Annotated in this window: 13 protein-coding genes; 2 read left to right on the forward strand and 11 right to left on the reverse strand. The window is 59.9% G+C overall.

Annotated features, from left to right (window positions below):
* Positions 1-142: 142 nt before the first annotated feature.
* The 3 genes from QF010_RS30515 to QF010_RS30525 all read right to left on the reverse strand — a co-directional run bounded on the left by QF010_RS30515 (position 143) and on the right by QF010_RS30525 (position 3,921).
* Positions 143-1,168, reverse strand: coding sequence for a histone deacetylase family protein (locus tag QF010_RS30515; protein WP_429534562.1), 1,026 nt, complete (start codon positions 1,166-1,168; stop codon positions 143-145).
* 188 nt (positions 1,169-1,356) lie between these two features.
* On the reverse strand, positions 1,357-2,586 hold the full coding sequence (locus tag QF010_RS30520; protein WP_429534563.1) for a Zn-dependent hydrolase: 1,230 nt from the start codon (positions 2,584-2,586) through the stop codon (positions 1,357-1,359).
* A 24-nt stretch (positions 2,587-2,610) separates the two neighbouring features.
* The gene (locus QF010_RS30525; protein WP_429534564.1) at positions 2,611-3,921 is read right to left on the reverse strand and encodes an MFS transporter; all 1,311 of its coding nucleotides are present in this window, start codon (positions 3,919-3,921) and stop codon (positions 2,611-2,613) included.
* 162 nt (positions 3,922-4,083) lie between these two features.
* Between QF010_RS30525 and QF010_RS30530 the strand changes: the two genes are divergently transcribed.
* Positions 4,084-5,016 (forward strand): LysR family transcriptional regulator, encoded by a 933-nt coding sequence (locus QF010_RS30530; RefSeq protein WP_033061190.1) that lies wholly within the window; start codon positions 4,084-4,086, stop codon positions 5,014-5,016.
* A gap of 9 nt (positions 5,017-5,025) precedes the next feature.
* Here the strand turns inward: QF010_RS30530 and QF010_RS30535 are convergent, their stop codons facing one another.
* From QF010_RS30535 to QF010_RS30565, 7 genes are all read right to left on the reverse strand, one after another.
* Positions 5,026-6,336, reverse strand: coding sequence for an OprD family porin (locus tag QF010_RS30535; protein WP_429534565.1), 1,311 nt, complete (start codon positions 6,334-6,336; stop codon positions 5,026-5,028).
* A gap of 48 nt (positions 6,337-6,384) precedes the next feature.
* On the reverse strand, positions 6,385-7,005 hold the full coding sequence (locus tag QF010_RS30540; protein ID WP_429510725.1) for an RraA family protein: 621 nt from the start codon (positions 7,003-7,005) through the stop codon (positions 6,385-6,387).
* Positions 6,998-7,390: a RidA family protein gene (locus QF010_RS30545; RefSeq protein WP_033061193.1), complete on the reverse strand. Its 393-nt coding sequence runs from the start codon at positions 7,388-7,390 to the stop codon at positions 6,998-7,000. Before QF010_RS30545 ends, QF010_RS30540 begins: the two co-directional genes overlap by 8 nt.
* 18 nt (positions 7,391-7,408) lie before the next feature.
* Positions 7,409-8,788 (reverse strand): MFS transporter, encoded by a 1,380-nt coding sequence (locus QF010_RS30550; RefSeq protein ID WP_429510726.1) that lies wholly within the window; start codon positions 8,786-8,788, stop codon positions 7,409-7,411.
* Positions 8,789-8,915: 127 nt separating this feature from the next.
* Complete coding sequence (locus QF010_RS30555) at positions 8,916-9,857, reverse strand: 2-hydroxyacid dehydrogenase (protein WP_429510727.1); 942 nt, start codon at positions 9,855-9,857, stop codon at positions 8,916-8,918.
* Positions 9,854-10,609, reverse strand: a complete 756-nt coding sequence (locus tag QF010_RS30560) for a class II aldolase/adducin family protein (RefSeq protein WP_033061196.1) — start codon at positions 10,607-10,609, stop codon at positions 9,854-9,856. The genes QF010_RS30555 and QF010_RS30560 overlap by 4 nt, the downstream gene beginning before the upstream one ends.
* Entirely contained in the window at positions 10,606-11,907 is a 1,302-nt protein-coding gene (locus tag QF010_RS30565) for an MFS transporter (RefSeq protein ID WP_033061197.1), read from the reverse strand. The genes QF010_RS30560 and QF010_RS30565 overlap by 4 nt, the downstream gene beginning before the upstream one ends.
* A 156-nt stretch (positions 11,908-12,063) precedes the next feature.
* Between QF010_RS30565 and QF010_RS30570 the strand changes: the two genes are divergently transcribed.
* Positions 12,064-13,023, forward strand: a complete 960-nt coding sequence (locus QF010_RS30570) for a LysR family transcriptional regulator (protein WP_046055134.1) — start codon at positions 12,064-12,066, stop codon at positions 13,021-13,023.
* 12 nt (positions 13,024-13,035) lie between these two features.
* On the opposite strand, the gene mrdA is transcribed toward QF010_RS30570, so the two are convergent.
* Positions 13,036-14,928 carry a penicillin-binding protein 2 gene (mrdA, locus tag QF010_RS30575; protein ID WP_033061199.1) on the reverse strand — a complete coding sequence of 631 codons (1,893 nt, stop codon included), beginning with the start codon at positions 14,926-14,928 and terminating at the stop codon, positions 13,036-13,038.
* Between the last annotated feature and the right edge of the window lie 444 nt (positions 14,929-15,372).

A 15,372-nucleotide genomic window follows, 5' to 3' on the forward strand; every position in this document is an offset into this window, starting at 1 on the left:
TCATCCGGGGGACCGCGTTATCGTTCATCGCGAGCAGGCTCACTCCTACAGTGGCCTGTGTTGAACAAAAATCTGCTGTTCACTTCGGTCCATTGTGGGAGTGAGCCTGCTCGCGATAGCTATTTCCCGGACAACCATAAACTCAGAGCTGCCACACCTCGGCATTCACAAAAAACGCCCGCGCATTATCCTCCAGACTCTCCAGGTGATACCCGCCCTCCTGCACTATCAGACACGGCAACCCAAGGCTGCGAATCCGCTCGCCCAATAGCGCAAACCCTTCACGGGTCACCGCCACTTTGCTCTGCGGATCCAGCTCGAAAATATCGAACCCCAGGGACAGCACCAGCACCTCGGCACCGAAGTCTTTCACCGCCGCCAATGCCACGTCCAGTTGACCCAGGAAGTCCGCCTCGCTGGCGCCATGCGCCATCGGCAAGTTGAGGTTGAAGCCCTCGCCCTTCCCGACACCGCGCTCATCAACGAACCCGGCAACCCCCGGATAGAAGTTGGTCGGATCGCCATGCACGGAGACGTAGAGCACGTCATCGCGGTCGTAGAAAATCTCCTGAATCCCCTGACCGTGGTGCATGTCGGTGTCGAGCACTGCGACTCGCGCAAAACCGCCACGCAGAACCTGCGCAGCCACCGCTGCATTGTTCACATAACAGAAACCTCCCGCCGCCTCGGCCCGGGCATGATGCCCTGGTGGACGGCACAAGGCGTAGGCCGCCGGCTCGCCATCGAGCAAGGCTTGGGCGCCAGCGATCGCGCTTTGCGCCGACCAATAGGCCGAACGCCAGGTCTGCTCGCCCACCGGGCAACTGCCGTCCGCCAGATAGCGCGCAGCTTGGGCGAGAATCCCGCGCAGGGCATTGGGCTCGCGCACGAAGATGTTCGACATCACCTCGTCGCCCCAATCCTCGGGAATCTCCTTCCAGCGCTGATGGGCTTCCTGCAAAAACGCCAGGTAAGGCGCGCCGTGGACTGCCAGCAGTGGATCGAGCCCGGCATCGACCGGTTGCTCAACCGTAAAGCCCAGCGAGTGCGACGCCTGGACCAACCGCTGGGCCCGCTCCGGCACTTCCTGTGGTGTGCGCATCTGCCCACGGGAGTAGTAGCTGCGGGGGTGGTGAAGCAATTGTTCGGGGTGGAAAAAACTGCGCATGGATTAAATACCTGTCAGATAACGTAGATCTTGTGCCCGGAAGAGCACTCTGTGGCGAGCGAGCTTGCTCGCGCTGGGCTGCGTAGCGGCCCCAAAACTCTGGCAGCCCTCGCTGGTTTTGTGAGTGCTGCGCACTCAAGCGGGAGCAAGCTCCCTCGCCACAGGGTTTGTGTTCACAGCACCGTTCTTTAATTAGCGACGCCGGCGCGGGCCAGCACGGCGTTGAGCAACACATCAGTGCCCTGACGCACATCTTCGGGCAGCACATCCTCGGCCTCGTTATGGCTCAAACCGCCCACACAAGGAATGAACACCATCGCCGTCGGGCAGTACCGCGCGAGGTGAATCGCATCATGCCCGGCGCCGCTGACAATCGGTTGCTGAGCGTAGCCCAGCGCGTCCACCGCCTGCTGCACCGCCGCCACGCAATCGGCATCGAACGGTGTTGCCGGGCTGATCCAGTGAGGCGTAATCGTCAGGTTCAAGCCTCGGCTATCGGCAATCGCCTGAAGCCGCTCGCGGACTTGCTGCTCCATGGCCTCGATGGCTTCGTCGCGGTGATGACGCAGGTCGACAGTGAAATTCACCAAGCCAGGAATGGTGTTGCGCGAGGATTTGTTGATGCTCAACTCACCGACGGTGGTCAGGCCTTCTGGGGCAAAATCGGTGGCCAGACTTTCGATGACCTGGATCATCCGCGCCACGCCATACAAGGCGTCTTTGCGCAGCGGCATCGGCGTGGTACCGGCGTGGGCGGCCATGCCTTCGACCCGCACGTCGAGCCAGCGAATCGCCTGGCCGCCGCTGACCACGCCGATGCTTTTGGCGTTGTCTTCGAGGATCGGACCTTGTTCGATGTGCGCTTCAAAGTACGCATCCACCGCGCCGCCAAACGGGCGCGCGCCGGCGTAACCAGTGCGTTGCAACGCCTCGGCAACGCTGATGCCGTCGATGTCACGCACCGCCAGCGCTGCGTCCAGTGGCATGATCCCGGTGAACACCGCCGAGCCGAACATCGCCGGGGTGAAGCGTGCGCCTTCTTCGTTGGTCCACACCGCCACTTCCAGCGGTTTGCGGGTCTGAATGCCGAGGTCATTCAGGCAACGCACCACTTCCAGGCCGGCGAGTACGCCGTAGACGCCATCGAAACGCCCGCCTTCAGGTTGGGTGTCGAGGTGGCTGCCCATCATCACGGGCGCGGCATCGGGGTCGGTGCCGGCGCGGCGGGCGAACAGGTTGCCGATGGCATCCACGCTCAGGGTCATGCCGGCTTCGCGGCACCAGTGGGAAAACAGTTCGCGACCGGCCTTGTCTTCATCGCTCAGGGCCAGGCGGCAGCTGCCGCCACGTGCGGTGGCGCCGATTTCGGCCATGTCCATCAGACTCGCCCAGAGGCGTTCACCATTAATCTTCAACATGAGTTACTCCTGGAAATACGTTAATCAAGCGTTGGCCATTTCGAGGCGTTCAGCGCTGGCATGGCGACGGGCAAGGGACAGGACACAGATCAGCGAAGTCGCGGCAATCAGGCTGTAGAACACCGCCATCGGCCACCATTGGCCGGCGAACTTATGCGCCAACAGCGTGCCGATCAGCGGCGTCAGGCCACCAGCCACGGCGCCGCAAATCTGATAGGCCAACGAAATTGCGGTGTAGCGCACACGGGTCTCGAACATGCCGCTGACGTAACCGGCGATCACCGCGTAGAACGACGCCATGCACACCACCGCCAGGGCGATGCCAAGGATGATCAGCGGCGCCTGGGCCGAACTGACCAGCACGAACATCGGGTACGGCGAGGCGATGGCCAACAACGACACCAGGCACAGGAATCGTGTTGCGCCCATTTTCTCGGCGACCCACGCCGCCAGCGGTTGAATGCAGAACTGAATGATCGCCACCACAAACAGGCACTCAAGGATCAGCGAGCGCGGCAGTTCGAGTTGCTGGGTGGTGTAGGCGATCATGAAGGTGTTGGTGAAATACACCCCGGCGATCCCGAGGGTGTTGGCGCCGATGCACAGCAGCAACGGGCGCCACGCGGTGCGCAGCACTTCCATGACCGGTGCCTGCTCCTTGCGTGTGCTTTTGCGCGCCAGTTCACGGCTGGCGAGGAATTCCGGCGACTCATTCACGCCCAGGCGAATCGCCAGGCCCACCAGCAGCAACAACGAACTGGCGAGGAACGGCAGACGCCAGCCCCAACTCATCAGGTCCTCTTCCGGCAAACGGGTGACGGCGCTGAAGGCCAGCAACGACAGGATCAAACCGGCCGGGCTGCCCAGTTGCGCAAAGGAGGCGAAGAAGTTACGTCGACCTTTCGGCGCATGTTCACCCGCCATCAACACCGCCCCACCCCACTCGCCACCGACGGCGATGCCCTGGACGATGCGCAGCAGAATCAGCAGCACCGGCGTCGCTGCGCCGATTTGTGCGTAGGTCGGCAGCAAGCCGATGCAGACCGTGACCACGCCCATCATCAGCAAGGTGATGATCAGCGACTTCTTGCGACCAATGCGGTCGCCGATGTGGCCGAAGATAATCCCGCCCAACGGTCGCGCAAAAAAGCCCACGGCAAAGGTGCCGAAGGCGGCCATGGTGCTGAACAGTTTGTCGTCGGAGGGGAAGAACAGCGCGCCGAATACCAGCGCGGCGGCGGTGGCATAAATGTAAAAGTCGTACCACTCGATCATGGTGCCGATAAAGGCTGCGGCTGCCGCACGGCGCGGCTGAGCAGAAGCTTGGAGCTTCATGGGTCGGTCTCCTTTGGTTATTTTTTTGGCAGGAGTGAAACAGCAAAATCAAGGCGCTCTGACGGCGCCTGTCTGGAGATGATTTATCGTCTCGGGGCTATGATTAGTCAATTTTCTATTTATTATGCGGACTATTACGACAGCTTATAATCGAGAGCCGCCATGGCCGAACGCGATGTACAACGCCTGCTCAATGACCGTCTGGACTGGAACCTGCTGCGCACCTTTCGGGTGATCGGTCAGGAGCTGAGCATCAGCCGCGCCGCCGCCCGCCTGCACCTGACGCAACCGGCGGTGAGCCAGGCGCTCAAGCGTCTGGAGGAGCAACTGGGCCGACAACTGATCGCCCGCCGCGGGCCACGGTTTGCCCTGACTGAAGTCGGCGAGCAGATCTTCGAACTGGCCGGGGAAATCTACGGGCAGATGTCCCAGGTCAGCAGCGTGCTGGAGCAACCGGCGGACGAAGTGATCGGCAAGGTTCGCTTGCTGATCATCAGCCGAATCTTTTCGGAGCGCTTCGATGACTTCCTCGCAGACTTTCATCGCCAGCACCCGCGAGTGGATCTGGAGGTCGACGTAATGCGCAGCTCTGACATCGTCAGCGCCCTCCAGGAAAAAACCGCGACCCTCGGCCTGAGCCTCAATCGCCGCCCGCAACCGCGCCTGGAACAACGGCTGTTCCTGCGTCAGCGCTATGCGTTTTTCTGCGGCAAACACCATGCACTGTTCGGCCAACAGAACGTTGCCGAAGGGGATTTGCAGCGGGAGAACTTCGTCAGTTTCACCAGCGACCAGATCGGCGGCATGCTCTCGCCGCTGACAATTTTTCGTGATCAGCAAGGGTTCAGCGGACGGATCGTCGCCTCATCACCGAGCCTGGAAGAAGTCCGGCGACTGGTGATCGCCGGGTACGGGATTGGCTGTTTGCCCGAGCACGTGGTGGCGGCGGACGTCGACGCCGGATTGCTCTGGCGCCTGCCGCCCCACGAAGGGATTGCCGATGTGGACATTCATTTACTGTGGAACCGCGAGCAGCGCATGAGCCGGGCCGAGACGATCTTTCTCGAGAGCCTGCAACAGTGCTTGCTGGACTGAGTGGCCCGATCAGAACAACGGCAGACTGTAGCTGACCACCAAGCGGTTCTGGTCCGCATCGCGCGACGCTTCACTGCGTGACATGCCGTTGCGCCAACCCAGTGCGACGTTTTTCAACGGCCCGCTCTGGATCACATAGTCGAGGCTCAGGTCTCGCTCCCATTCCTCTTGCTCAGGTCCGGCCACCGTCTTGATTCCGCTGCCTGAGAGGTACATCGCCGAAGCCTTGAGCCCCGGCACGCCAAGGGCGGCGAAATCGTAACTGTACTGGGCGAAACCGGTACGTTCACCGGCGCGGGTGAAGTTCTGGATGTAACGGTCGGTCAGCAGGTAGACGCTTGCGCCGCCAGCGCCTTTGTCCGGCAAACCACCCTGGTTGAGCTGCACGAATCCGCTGTCACTGGACACCTGCTGATAACCGGCCATCAGCGCGTGAGCACCGATGCTCCAGGTGAACGCCAGGCTCCAGGTGTTGTTGTCGATCTTGCCGTCGCCGTTCTGCGTAAAGCCACTGGTGCGGTAGCCGCTGGCCCGACCGCTGGCCGAGTCATTGGCACCGTCGGCGGAAGTCTTGAAGTAGCGCAAATCGGTTTTCAGCGCGCCGAAATCCCCCAGTGTCAGGGTGTGAACCAGACCGGCGAAATGCTGTTGGTAATAGTCTTCGAGATTGGCGTAGTAGTACTGCGCCAGAAGCGCATCGGTGACTTTGTAATCGGCACCGGCAAAATTGAACGCGTTGCTTTCCCGGGTGCCGCCGGCCACGGCCAGTCCGGTGCTGTCGCTGGAACCGCGACCCGTGGCGTGTTCGAGATGACCACCGGTCAGGGTCAGATGCTCGAAGTCATTGGAGACGATCTGCCCACCCTCGAATGTCTGCGGCAGCAGCCGGCCGTCGTTGGCCTGCAGAATCGGTAACTTCGGCGTCAGGGTGCCGTAACGCATTTCAGTCTGGGCAAAGCGCATCTTCGCCGTCGCACCGAAACGCGACCATTGCTCGGCTGCGCCGTTGCCATCGTTGGGGATCATCGAACTGCCAACATGGCGACCGTCACCGCTGTCCAGGCGAATACCCAGCAGGCCTAAGGCATCGACACCAAAGCCGACAGTGCCTTCGGTGAATCCGGACTGATAGTTGAGCATGAAACCCTGCGCCCACTCTTCGGTTCTGGAAGGGTTCGCGGCGCCATCGCGATTATCGTTATTGAAGTAATAGTTACGCATCCCGAGGGTCGCTTTACTGTCTTTGATAAAGTCCGCCATGCTGAACGAACTGAATAGCGCACTGCCGATCGCAATAAGTGCCAACGGTTGTTTGTTCATTGATTTTGAAGTTCCTGAGCAGCCAGCTTTCAGGCTGGCTGCCGACTATTAAGAGAGTTTGATACTCAAGACACTGGACACCGGCTCGCCCGCCATTAACCGGGTCAGCAATTGCGGTTCTGCCCGGTCCGATGCCAGCGCACGCTCGATGACGTTTTGCGCAGTGACCGGATCGAGAAACAGCACGCCGTTGTCGTCCGCCAGCACGAAATCCCCGGGACGCACCGTGACGCCGGCACAGTGGATCGGCTGATTGATCTGACTGTCGCCACGGCCATGCAACTTGGTAGTCAGCAGGCTGGTACCGCGAGCGAAGACCGGTAGGCCGGACTCGCGCAGCTCGAGCAAGTCGGTCACCGCGCCGTCCACCACGATTCCCACCGCCCCCGCGCAACGCGCCGCACAACTGGTGACGGCGCCCACCGGGGCGTGTTGCCAGTCACCGTCGGTATCGATCACCAACACATCGCCGGGCTGGATGAGCGCCAGGGCCTGATTGACCGCGATGGCATCGGCGCCCACCAGTTTCAGGGTCAGCGCCCGGCCGACCAGTTTCACATTGGGCACCATGGCCCGCAGTTGCGAGTCAGCAAAACCCTCTTCGAGAAAGTGCCCGAGGGTCGGAAAGCTCACCGCGTTGAGCTGCTCGATCAGCTGCGATTCATCCATGTTGCGCCTCCTTGGCAATCAACTCGGCGACACAATCGATTTCCAGCGACACGCCCCACAACGCCACGCACACCGTGGTGCGTGCCGGCGGCGCATGGCCGAGGAACTCGCGATACACCGCGTTGAACGGCTCCAGCTGCGCGGGATCGGTGAGGTACGCATTAACCTTGATCACGTGGCTGAAGTCGGACCCGGCTTCAATCAGGATCGCCTCCAGATTGCGCAAGGTTTGTCGCACTTGTTCGGTGAAATGGGCGGGCTGGTCATCAAGCCCGCTCTGGGCCGGAATCTGCCCGGCGGTGAACACCAGGTGGCCGCTGACCACCGCCTGGGAGTAAGGGCCGACCGGGCCGATGAAGCCCGGGGCTGACTGAATTCTGCGCATGTTGTTGAACTCCATTAATCAGGCGGCGGCCGATTTGATCGGTTTGCGGAGGGTTGGCTCGTTGGCCGGCACTGCCGCTGGGATTTCACTGATGTCTCGCTTGAAGGTCTCCGTCAGCAACAACAGCGCCACCAACGAAATCAACGCCGCGCCGATCATGTACCAGGCCACCGAAGAGCCTTTGCCGGTCGCTGCCAGCAAGGCGGTGGTGACGATGGGCGTCGCGGCGCTACCGAGCAGACCGGACAACATGTAGCTGATCGACAACCCGGAATAGCGCACACGGGTGCCGAACAGTTCGGCGAGGAAGGTCGCGATCGGCCCGTAATTGGCCGCGAAGGCCGTCATCAACAGCAGGTAACCGAAGATCACACAGGGCAACTCTTTGGTGTCCATCAACCAGAACAACGGGAACGCCACCAACGCTTCGGCCACGATGCCGGCGACGATGATCGGCTTGCGTCCGTAACGGTCCGACAGCGCGCCGAACACCGGCAACATGACGATGCACCAGGCGCAGGACAGCAACACCACGCCGAGCATCACGCTGCGGCTGAACCCCAGATTCTGCGTGCCGTACGTCAGGCCGAAGGCAACGATGATGTTGAACGACGCCCCGGTCGACATGGTGGCGATCCCGCCCAGCACGACTTGTTTCCAGTACTTGCGAAACACTTCCGCCAGCGGCATTTTTACCTGCACCTCGGCTTCCTTGACCTTGTTGAAGGCCGGGGTTTCAGAGATGTTCAAGCGGATGTACAAGCCCACGGCGATCAGCAGCACGCTGCCCAGGAACGGAATACGCCAGCCCCAGGCCAACAGGTCTTCAGGGGACAGCCACGCGGCAATCAACAGGAAGGCCAGGTTGGCAATCATGGTCCCGGCCGGAACGCCGATCTGTACCCACGAGCCGTACAAGCCGCGTTTGTTGGCGGGAGCGTGTTCCACCGCCATCAGCACCGCACCGCCCCACTCGCCGCCCAACGCCAGGCCTTGAATGACCCTCAACAGCAACAACAGGATCGGCGCCCAGATACCAATGGCCGCGTAGTTAGGTAATAACCCGATGGCGAAAGTAGCGGCCCCCATGGTCAACAGCGAAACCAACAACATCGACTTGCGTCCCAGGCGGTCACCGAAATGACCGAACAGTGCCGCGCCGACAATCCGGGCCAGATACGCCGAAGCAAACGTCCCGAACGCCAGTAAGGTACCGATCAACGGATCAAAATCCGGAAAGAACACTTTGTTGAACACCAGCGCCGAAGCGGTGGCGAAAACAAACAGGTCGTACCATTCCACCGTGGTGCCAATCACACTGGCCACGGCAACTTTTTTCATACTGATTGCAACTTCCGGAGGTGCGCCGGACTTTTCTACAGGCGATAGATCGCTCATTACTGTCTCCAGGAGTTCATCGAGAACTCGTATTTAATTGTTTTAACTGGCAGTAAAACGTTCGAAGTGAGGGATTGTTGTTATAGATCGCCCAACTAATTGGGCGAGTTTGCAAGGCGCTTTATTATTAATATCCGAGTGTTCGGTCCGCACAATTCAATAACGGTTCATCGGTATTTAAACGGCGAAAGTTCTCTGCTATTTGTTCGGCGATACAGTCGTGAGAGGCCGCAGATGCCATGTGCGGGGTGATGGTGACGCCGGGCATTGTCCAGAGACGGTGATCGACCGGCAGCGGTTCTTGTTCGAAAACATCCAGCAACGCGCCGCGCAGTTTTCCTCGGGCCAGGGCGTGTTCAAGGTCGTCGATATTCAGATGACCGCCGCGCCCACAATTGACCAGCGCGGCGCCGTTGGCGAGCCGCTCGAACGTTGCGCTGCCGAGGATGCCGCGGGTTTCGCTGGTCAGCGGCAACAGGTTGATCAGCAACTCTAATCCTTCGAGAAACGGGTTCAGTTTTTCCGCACCGGCGAACGTCTGTACGCCCGGCAAGTCCTTGCTGCGACGCGCCCAACCACGAACGTCGTAACCGGCGGCGGCCAAATCCTGGGCAATCGCGCTGCCCAACGACCCAAGCCCCATCACCCCGACCTTGAATTGCCCCGCCGCCCGTTGCAGCGGCCGCTCCCAGCGCTGGTCCTGTTGCTGCAACAACACTTGATCGAAACCGCGGTGATAGTGAATCGCCGCCCAGCGCACGTACTCGGTCATGCCTTGGCGGTGGCCGGGATCGACCACTCGGCAGATCGGCAGATCCGGGCACGACGGGTCGTGATCGAGGTGATCGATGCCAGCGGCCACCGAGTGAATGACTTGCAGGTTCGGCAATGCGGCGAGGCTGCCCGGTAAGGGAAACCAGCACGCGGCAATCTGCGCATTCCTGGCCAACGGATCATCCGCCAGCACGGTCGTGAGCTGCGGCGCACTGCGGGCAAACGCGGCCTGCAATTGCTTGAGCAGCAAGGTGTCGCGGGACAGCAACACCACGGTGTTGGTGACGGTTTTCACGATAAGTAGGACTCGCGCTGGGATTCGATCAGGGTCAGGGCGGCCTCCCAGGCCAGGTCGATGATGTTGTCCTGCTCATCTCGGTCAAACTGCTCGGCAGTGTGTGCACAGACTTCCGGGGACGGGTAATGCAACGCCGAACCACCGGCCAGCGCCGCCACTTGCGCCTGACAGGCACGCTCCAGAAAGTGTATTTCCTGGAACGCCTGGGCCACGCCGGAACCACCGACCAACAGTCCATGATTGCGCAGGATCATCGCCCGGTGCGGCCCCAGGTCGGCAATCAAACGCTCGCGCTCATCCAGCGACAGCGCGATGCCTTCATAGGTGTGATACGCCAACTTGCCGTAGAACTTCAGCGCGTGCTGAGTGATCGGCAGCAAGCCGTGCTTCTGTGCGGCGACCGCCATGCCGGCGGCCGTGTGGGTGTGAATCACGCAGTTGAGGTCCGGGCGGGCCATGTGGATCGCCGAGTGAATGACAAAGCCGGCGGCGTTGACCCGATGACCTGCATATTCCGGATCGACGACTCGCCCGTCCTGATCGATACGCACCAGGTCCGAAGCGCGCATACGGTCGAAAATCACCCCGTAGCGGTTGATCAGAAAGTGATGCTCCGGCCCCGGAATACGCAGGGTGATGTGGGTGTCGATCAGGTCAGTCATGCGAAAGTGCGCGACCAGGCGATACAGCGCAGCCAACTCGCAACGGGCTTGCCATTCAACCGGGCCGATGTGTTCAGGTTTACTCACGAATACACCTCTTTAGCAGCGTGGGTGACGACCGGGTTGGCGCGCAGGCGGGCCAGGCCGCAAACACCGATCAAGGACAGGGCCGAGAGCAAGGTGAAGAACACCGCCAACGGCAACCATTGTCCGGAAAACTTGCTCGCCAGCAGCGTGCCGATCAGCGGCGTGGTGCCGCCGGCCAGCGCGCAGCTGAGTTGGTAAGCGATAGAAATGCCCGAGTAGCGCAGGTGCACCGGGAACGCCTGGGTCATGTAACCGGCGATCACCGCGTACAGCGCCGAGAGAATCACCACCGCCAGAGCAATGCCGACGGTCATCAGCACAATGTTCTGTGTGCTCACCAGCATGAACATCGGGTACGGCGTGACCATGCACAGCAGCGCGACCAGTTTGAGAAAGCGGCCTTCGCCGATGCGCTCGGCCAGCAATGCGGAGAGCGGTTGCGAGAGCAGCTGAATGACGGTCACCAGGAACAGGCAATCGAGAATTGTCGAGCGCGCGATGCCCTGATACTGGGTGACGTAGGTGATCATGAAGGTATTGGTAAAGAAGAACCCGGCCGAACCTATGGTCACGGCGGCGGCAGCAAACAGGATCTGCCGCCAGCAGGTGCGGATGACATCCTTCACCGGATATTTGGAAGTCTCGTTGTTGTCTCGGGCCTTGGCGAACTCCGGCGACTCATGGACACCAGAACGGATCATCAGGCCAACCATCATCAACACGCCGCTGGCGAGAAACGGCAGACGCCAGCCCCAGGCGAGGAAGTCCTCTGGCTCAAGGGAAGTCACCAGACGAAAGGCGATCAACGCCAGCAGCAAACCGGCCGGACTGCCGAGTTGGGCAAACGATGCATAGAACGTCTTGCGCTTGGCCGGTGCGTGCTCGCTGGCCATCAGCACTGCCCCGCCCCACTCGCCACCGACCGAAATACCCTGGATCAAACGCAGCACAATCAGACCGACCGGCGCCCAGATGCCGACACTGGCGTAGCTGGGCAACAGACCGATACCGGCAGTCGCCAAACCCATCAGGGCCATGGTCACCAGCAGCATTTTCTTGCGACCGAGGCGATCACCCAGATGACCGAAAACCATGCCGGCCATTGGGCGAGCGATGAAGCCGACGGCGAAACTGCCGAACGCTGCCAGGGTGCTCATCACCGGGTCGTGGCTGGGAAAGAACACTTGCCCGAGCACCAGCGCCGCCGCCGTGGCATAGATGTAGAAGTCGTAGAACTCGATGGTCGTGCCAATGAAGGCTGCCGCCGCCGCTCGACGCGGTTGAGGGGTAGTGTGCATGCAAGGACCCTGTGTATTTATAGTTTTGGGCAGGTACTGAAGGCTGTTTACGGGTTGCGCTCTGTGGCGCTTGTTAGCTTTATCGCTTCCGTGCCAGGATTAGTCAATTTTCAAATTCTTATCTTTACTATTAGCCTTGCTACTACCAGGAATTGTATGCCCTCCACTTCTAACCCTTGGGTCGGTCGCCGCTTTCTGAATGACCGCCTCGACTGGAACCTCCTGCGTACCTATTTGGTGATCGGCCAGGAAGGCAGCATGAGCCGGGCCGCCGCGCGACTGCACATCACGCAGTCAGCCGTCAGCCAGGCACTGAAACGGCTGGAGGAGCAATTGGAATGTGTGTTGATTGCCCGCAGTGGGCGACGGTTTGATCTGACGGAGACCGGGGAGGAAGTCCTGCGTATTGCGGCGGACATTTACGGCGATATTTCACGACTGGGCACGGTGGTGGAAAGTCGTAACGACGACGTGGTCGGCAAGATCCGCATCCTGACCGTCAGCGGCGTACAAGCACGACATTACGACGACTTCCTCGCCGATTTCCACGAAACACATCCGAAAATCGAATTTGAAGTCGAGGTGATGGGCAGCTCGAACATCATCAGTTCTCTGCTGCAAAAGACCGCGACCATTGGCGTCGGCCTGTGCCGTTTACCGCAGCCGCGGCTGGAGCAGCGAGTACTGTTTCGTGAGACTTATGCGTACTTTTGTGGGCAGCGTCATCGACTGTTCGGGCAAGAGAATCTGACCCTGGAACAGCTCGCGGCGGAGAACTTTGTCAGCTTCACCAGTGACCAGCTCGGGGGCAATCTTTCACCCCTGACATTGTTCCGCGACCAGCAAGGCTTTACCGGCAAGATCGTCGCTTCATCGACGAGTTTCGAAGAGATTTATCGCTTGATCTGTTCAGGCTTCGGCATTGGCTGCCTGCCGACGCACCTGGTGCGAAGGGATGTCGAGCAAGGTTTGCTCTGGCGTTTGCCGCCGGAAGATGGGGTGGTGGATTTCGATATCCAGCTGCTGTGGAATCGCGAACAGAAGATGAGTCAGGCCGAAACCGTGTTCCTCGAAAGCTTCCAGCACATGCTCAGTATTCGTGAGCCTGTGCTGTGAAGCCTTGATCGCTTAGACGTGAGGATCGCCCGGTGCTTTGCTCGGTGTAGCGTATTGCGGCTTCAAGTGACCGTCCTGGTCGAGTAGCCAGGCGTCCATGATCTGTCGCACCACAGGTCCTGCGACTCGACCGCCGGCCTCGCCGTTTTCGATCATCACCGAGATGACAATTTTCGGATGTTCGGCCGGGGCAAAACCGACGAACAAGGCGTTGTCGCGGTTACGCTCAAGGGTTTTCGCCCGGTTGTAACGTTCGCCCTGCTTGATCGCCACCACTTGCGCGGTACCACTCTTGCCGGCGATACGGTACTGAGCGCCCTGCGCTGCCGCTCGGGCAATCCCGCGAGCGTCGTGCATCACCATTTGCATGCCATGGTTAACCTGCTCCCAGTCACGCGGGTCTTTCAACAGAATGTTTGGCATCGGATGCTCATCCACTGGCGCAACACCGTCCACGGTCCTGGCCAGGTGCGGGCGATTCCACACACCTTTGTTGGCGATCAGCGCCGTGGCCTGGGCGAGTTGCAGCGGCGTGACCTGCATGTAGCCCTGGCCGATGCCGAGGATCACGGTCTCACCCGGGAACCAGGCCTGACGGCGCGTGGCGCGCTTCCAGGCTTGCGATGGCATCAAACCGGCAGACTCTTCGAACATGTCCAGCGAGACTTTCTCGCCGAGACCGAACATGGCCATGTAGTCATGCAGGCGGTCGATACCCAGCTTGTGGGCCAGGTCATAGAAGTAGGTGTCGTTGGAGCGCATGATCGCTGCGTCCATGTCCACCCAGCCATCGCCGCTGTGGTTCCAGTTACGGTATTTGTGATCGAAGTCCGGGAGTTGGTAGTAACCAGGGTCGAAGACGCGGGTCTGCGGGGTAACGACGCCTGCATCGAGGCCGGCAATGGCAACTTCCGGCTTGATGGTCGAACCCGGTGCATAGAGGCCGCGCAGTACGCGGTTGAACAGCGGCCGGTCGATCGAGTCGTGGAGCGCTGCGTATTCCTTGAAGCTGATTCCAGTGACGAACAGGTTCGGGTCGAAGCTCGGCTTGCTGACCATCGCCAGTACTTCGCCGGTCGACGGATCGAGAGCAACCACCGAACCGCGACGATCACCCAAGGCTTCCTCGGCGGCTTCCTGAAGTTTGACGTCGAGGCTCAGTACGATGTTTTTGCCCGGGATCGGATCGGTGTGTTTAAGCACTCGCAGGACCCGGCCCTGAGCGTTGGTTTCGACTTCTTCGTAACCCACCTGACCGTGCAACTGCGACTCGTAGAATTTTTCGATGCCCGTCTTGCCGATGGATTGAGTGCCACGGTATTCAACCGTGTCCAGGACTTTGGACTCTTTCTCGTTGATACGACCGACGTAGCCAATGGAGTGCGCAAAGTGCGCACCCATCGGGTAGTGGCGAACGAATTGTGGCTCTACGTCGATCCCCGGCAGGCGGAACTCGTTGACCGCCAGCACCGCAATTTGTTCTTCGCTGAGCTCGTAGAACAAGGTGACCGGCACGAAGGGATGTCGAGCCTGCTTCATTGCCTTGTCAAACAGTGCTCGGTCTTCTGTCGGCAAGTGCAGGAGGGTAATTACTTCATCCAGTTCCTCTTTGACATCAGAGGCGCGTTCGCGGGTGATGGTCAGGTTGAAGCTGGGCCGGTTGTCCGCCAGAACGACACCGTTGCGGTCGTAGATCAATCCACGCGTGGGGGTGATCGGCAGGACATGGACGCGATTGTTTTCTGAGATCGTCGAGTGATAGTCAAATTCGACCACCTGCAGGACATACATGCGCACTACCAGTGCACAGGTAATGGCAACAACGAACAGGGCGCAAGCCATCAGTCTTTTGTTGACCAGGCGCGTCTCTTTTTCGTGGTCCTTGATCGGTATCGGTTGGGGCATTTCTGCAGCAGCTCTTTAACTATAAAGGGGGGTGCCGATCCGTAGGCTTGAAATCAGTCCGTTAAAAAACGAGCTGCACCATACCAAAAACCGGACGGTCACTTTAGTGCGATTTCCTCTAACGGTTGTCCTTGAAGGCCAAAACGACGGTCGGTTCCTTTATAACTCGTGCGTTTTGCTCAAGATTGAGATTCCCATTCATGCATTTTTCTTGAAGGAAGGCCTGTAGATACTGGGTGCATGTCATTCCGTTTGGTTTGGTTTGGCAGCCAACAGTGCTGATGAACTGAGTGATGGACGTCTGCTAGTGCCATTGTTGGTCGCAGGTCTTGGTCAGCAATCCACTTTCCTGCGGGCAAAACAAAACCCCTACCTGCATACGCAGATAGGGGTTTCGGAATTTAATCTTGACGATGACCTACTCTCACATGGGGAAACCCCACA

The sequence above is a fragment of the Pseudomonas silensiensis genome (assembly GCF_050434865.1).
Taxonomy (GTDB): Bacteria; Pseudomonadota; Gammaproteobacteria; order Pseudomonadales; family Pseudomonadaceae; genus Aquipseudomonas; species Aquipseudomonas fluorescens_W.

Excerpts from the sequence above, each read along its gene's own strand:
- QF010_RS30515 (WP_429534562.1), bottom strand. The coding sequence starts at position 1,168 with ATGCGCAGTTTTTTCCACCCCGAACAATTGCTTCACCACCCCCGCAGC.
- QF010_RS30520 (WP_429534563.1), bottom strand. The coding sequence starts at position 2,586 with ATGTTGAAGATTAATGGTGAACGCCTCTGGGCGAGTCTGATGGACATG.
- QF010_RS30525 (WP_429534564.1), bottom strand. The coding sequence starts at position 3,921 with ATGAAGCTCCAAGCTTCTGCTCAGCCGCGCCGTGCGGCAGCCGCAGCC.
- QF010_RS30530 (WP_033061190.1), top strand. The coding sequence starts at position 4,084 with ATGGCCGAACGCGATGTACAACGCCTGCTCAATGACCGTCTGGACTGG.
- QF010_RS30535 (WP_429534565.1), bottom strand. The coding sequence starts at position 6,336 with ATGAACAAACAACCGTTGGCACTTATTGCGATCGGCAGTGCGCTATTC.
- QF010_RS30540 (WP_429510725.1), bottom strand. The coding sequence starts at position 7,005 with ATGGATGAATCGCAGCTGATCGAGCAGCTCAACGCGGTGAGCTTTCCG.
- QF010_RS30545 (WP_033061193.1), bottom strand. The coding sequence starts at position 7,390 with ATGCGCAGAATTCAGTCAGCCCCGGGCTTCATCGGCCCGGTCGGCCCT.
- QF010_RS30550 (WP_429510726.1), bottom strand. The coding sequence starts at position 8,788 with ATGAGCGATCTATCGCCTGTAGAAAAGTCCGGCGCACCTCCGGAAGTT.
- QF010_RS30565 (WP_033061197.1), bottom strand. The coding sequence starts at position 11,907 with ATGCACACTACCCCTCAACCGCGTCGAGCGGCGGCGGCAGCCTTCATT.
- QF010_RS30570 (WP_046055134.1), top strand. The coding sequence starts at position 12,064 with ATGCCCTCCACTTCTAACCCTTGGGTCGGTCGCCGCTTTCTGAATGAC.
- mrdA (WP_033061199.1), bottom strand. The coding sequence starts at position 14,928 with ATGCCCCAACCGATACCGATCAAGGACCACGAAAAAGAGACGCGCCTG.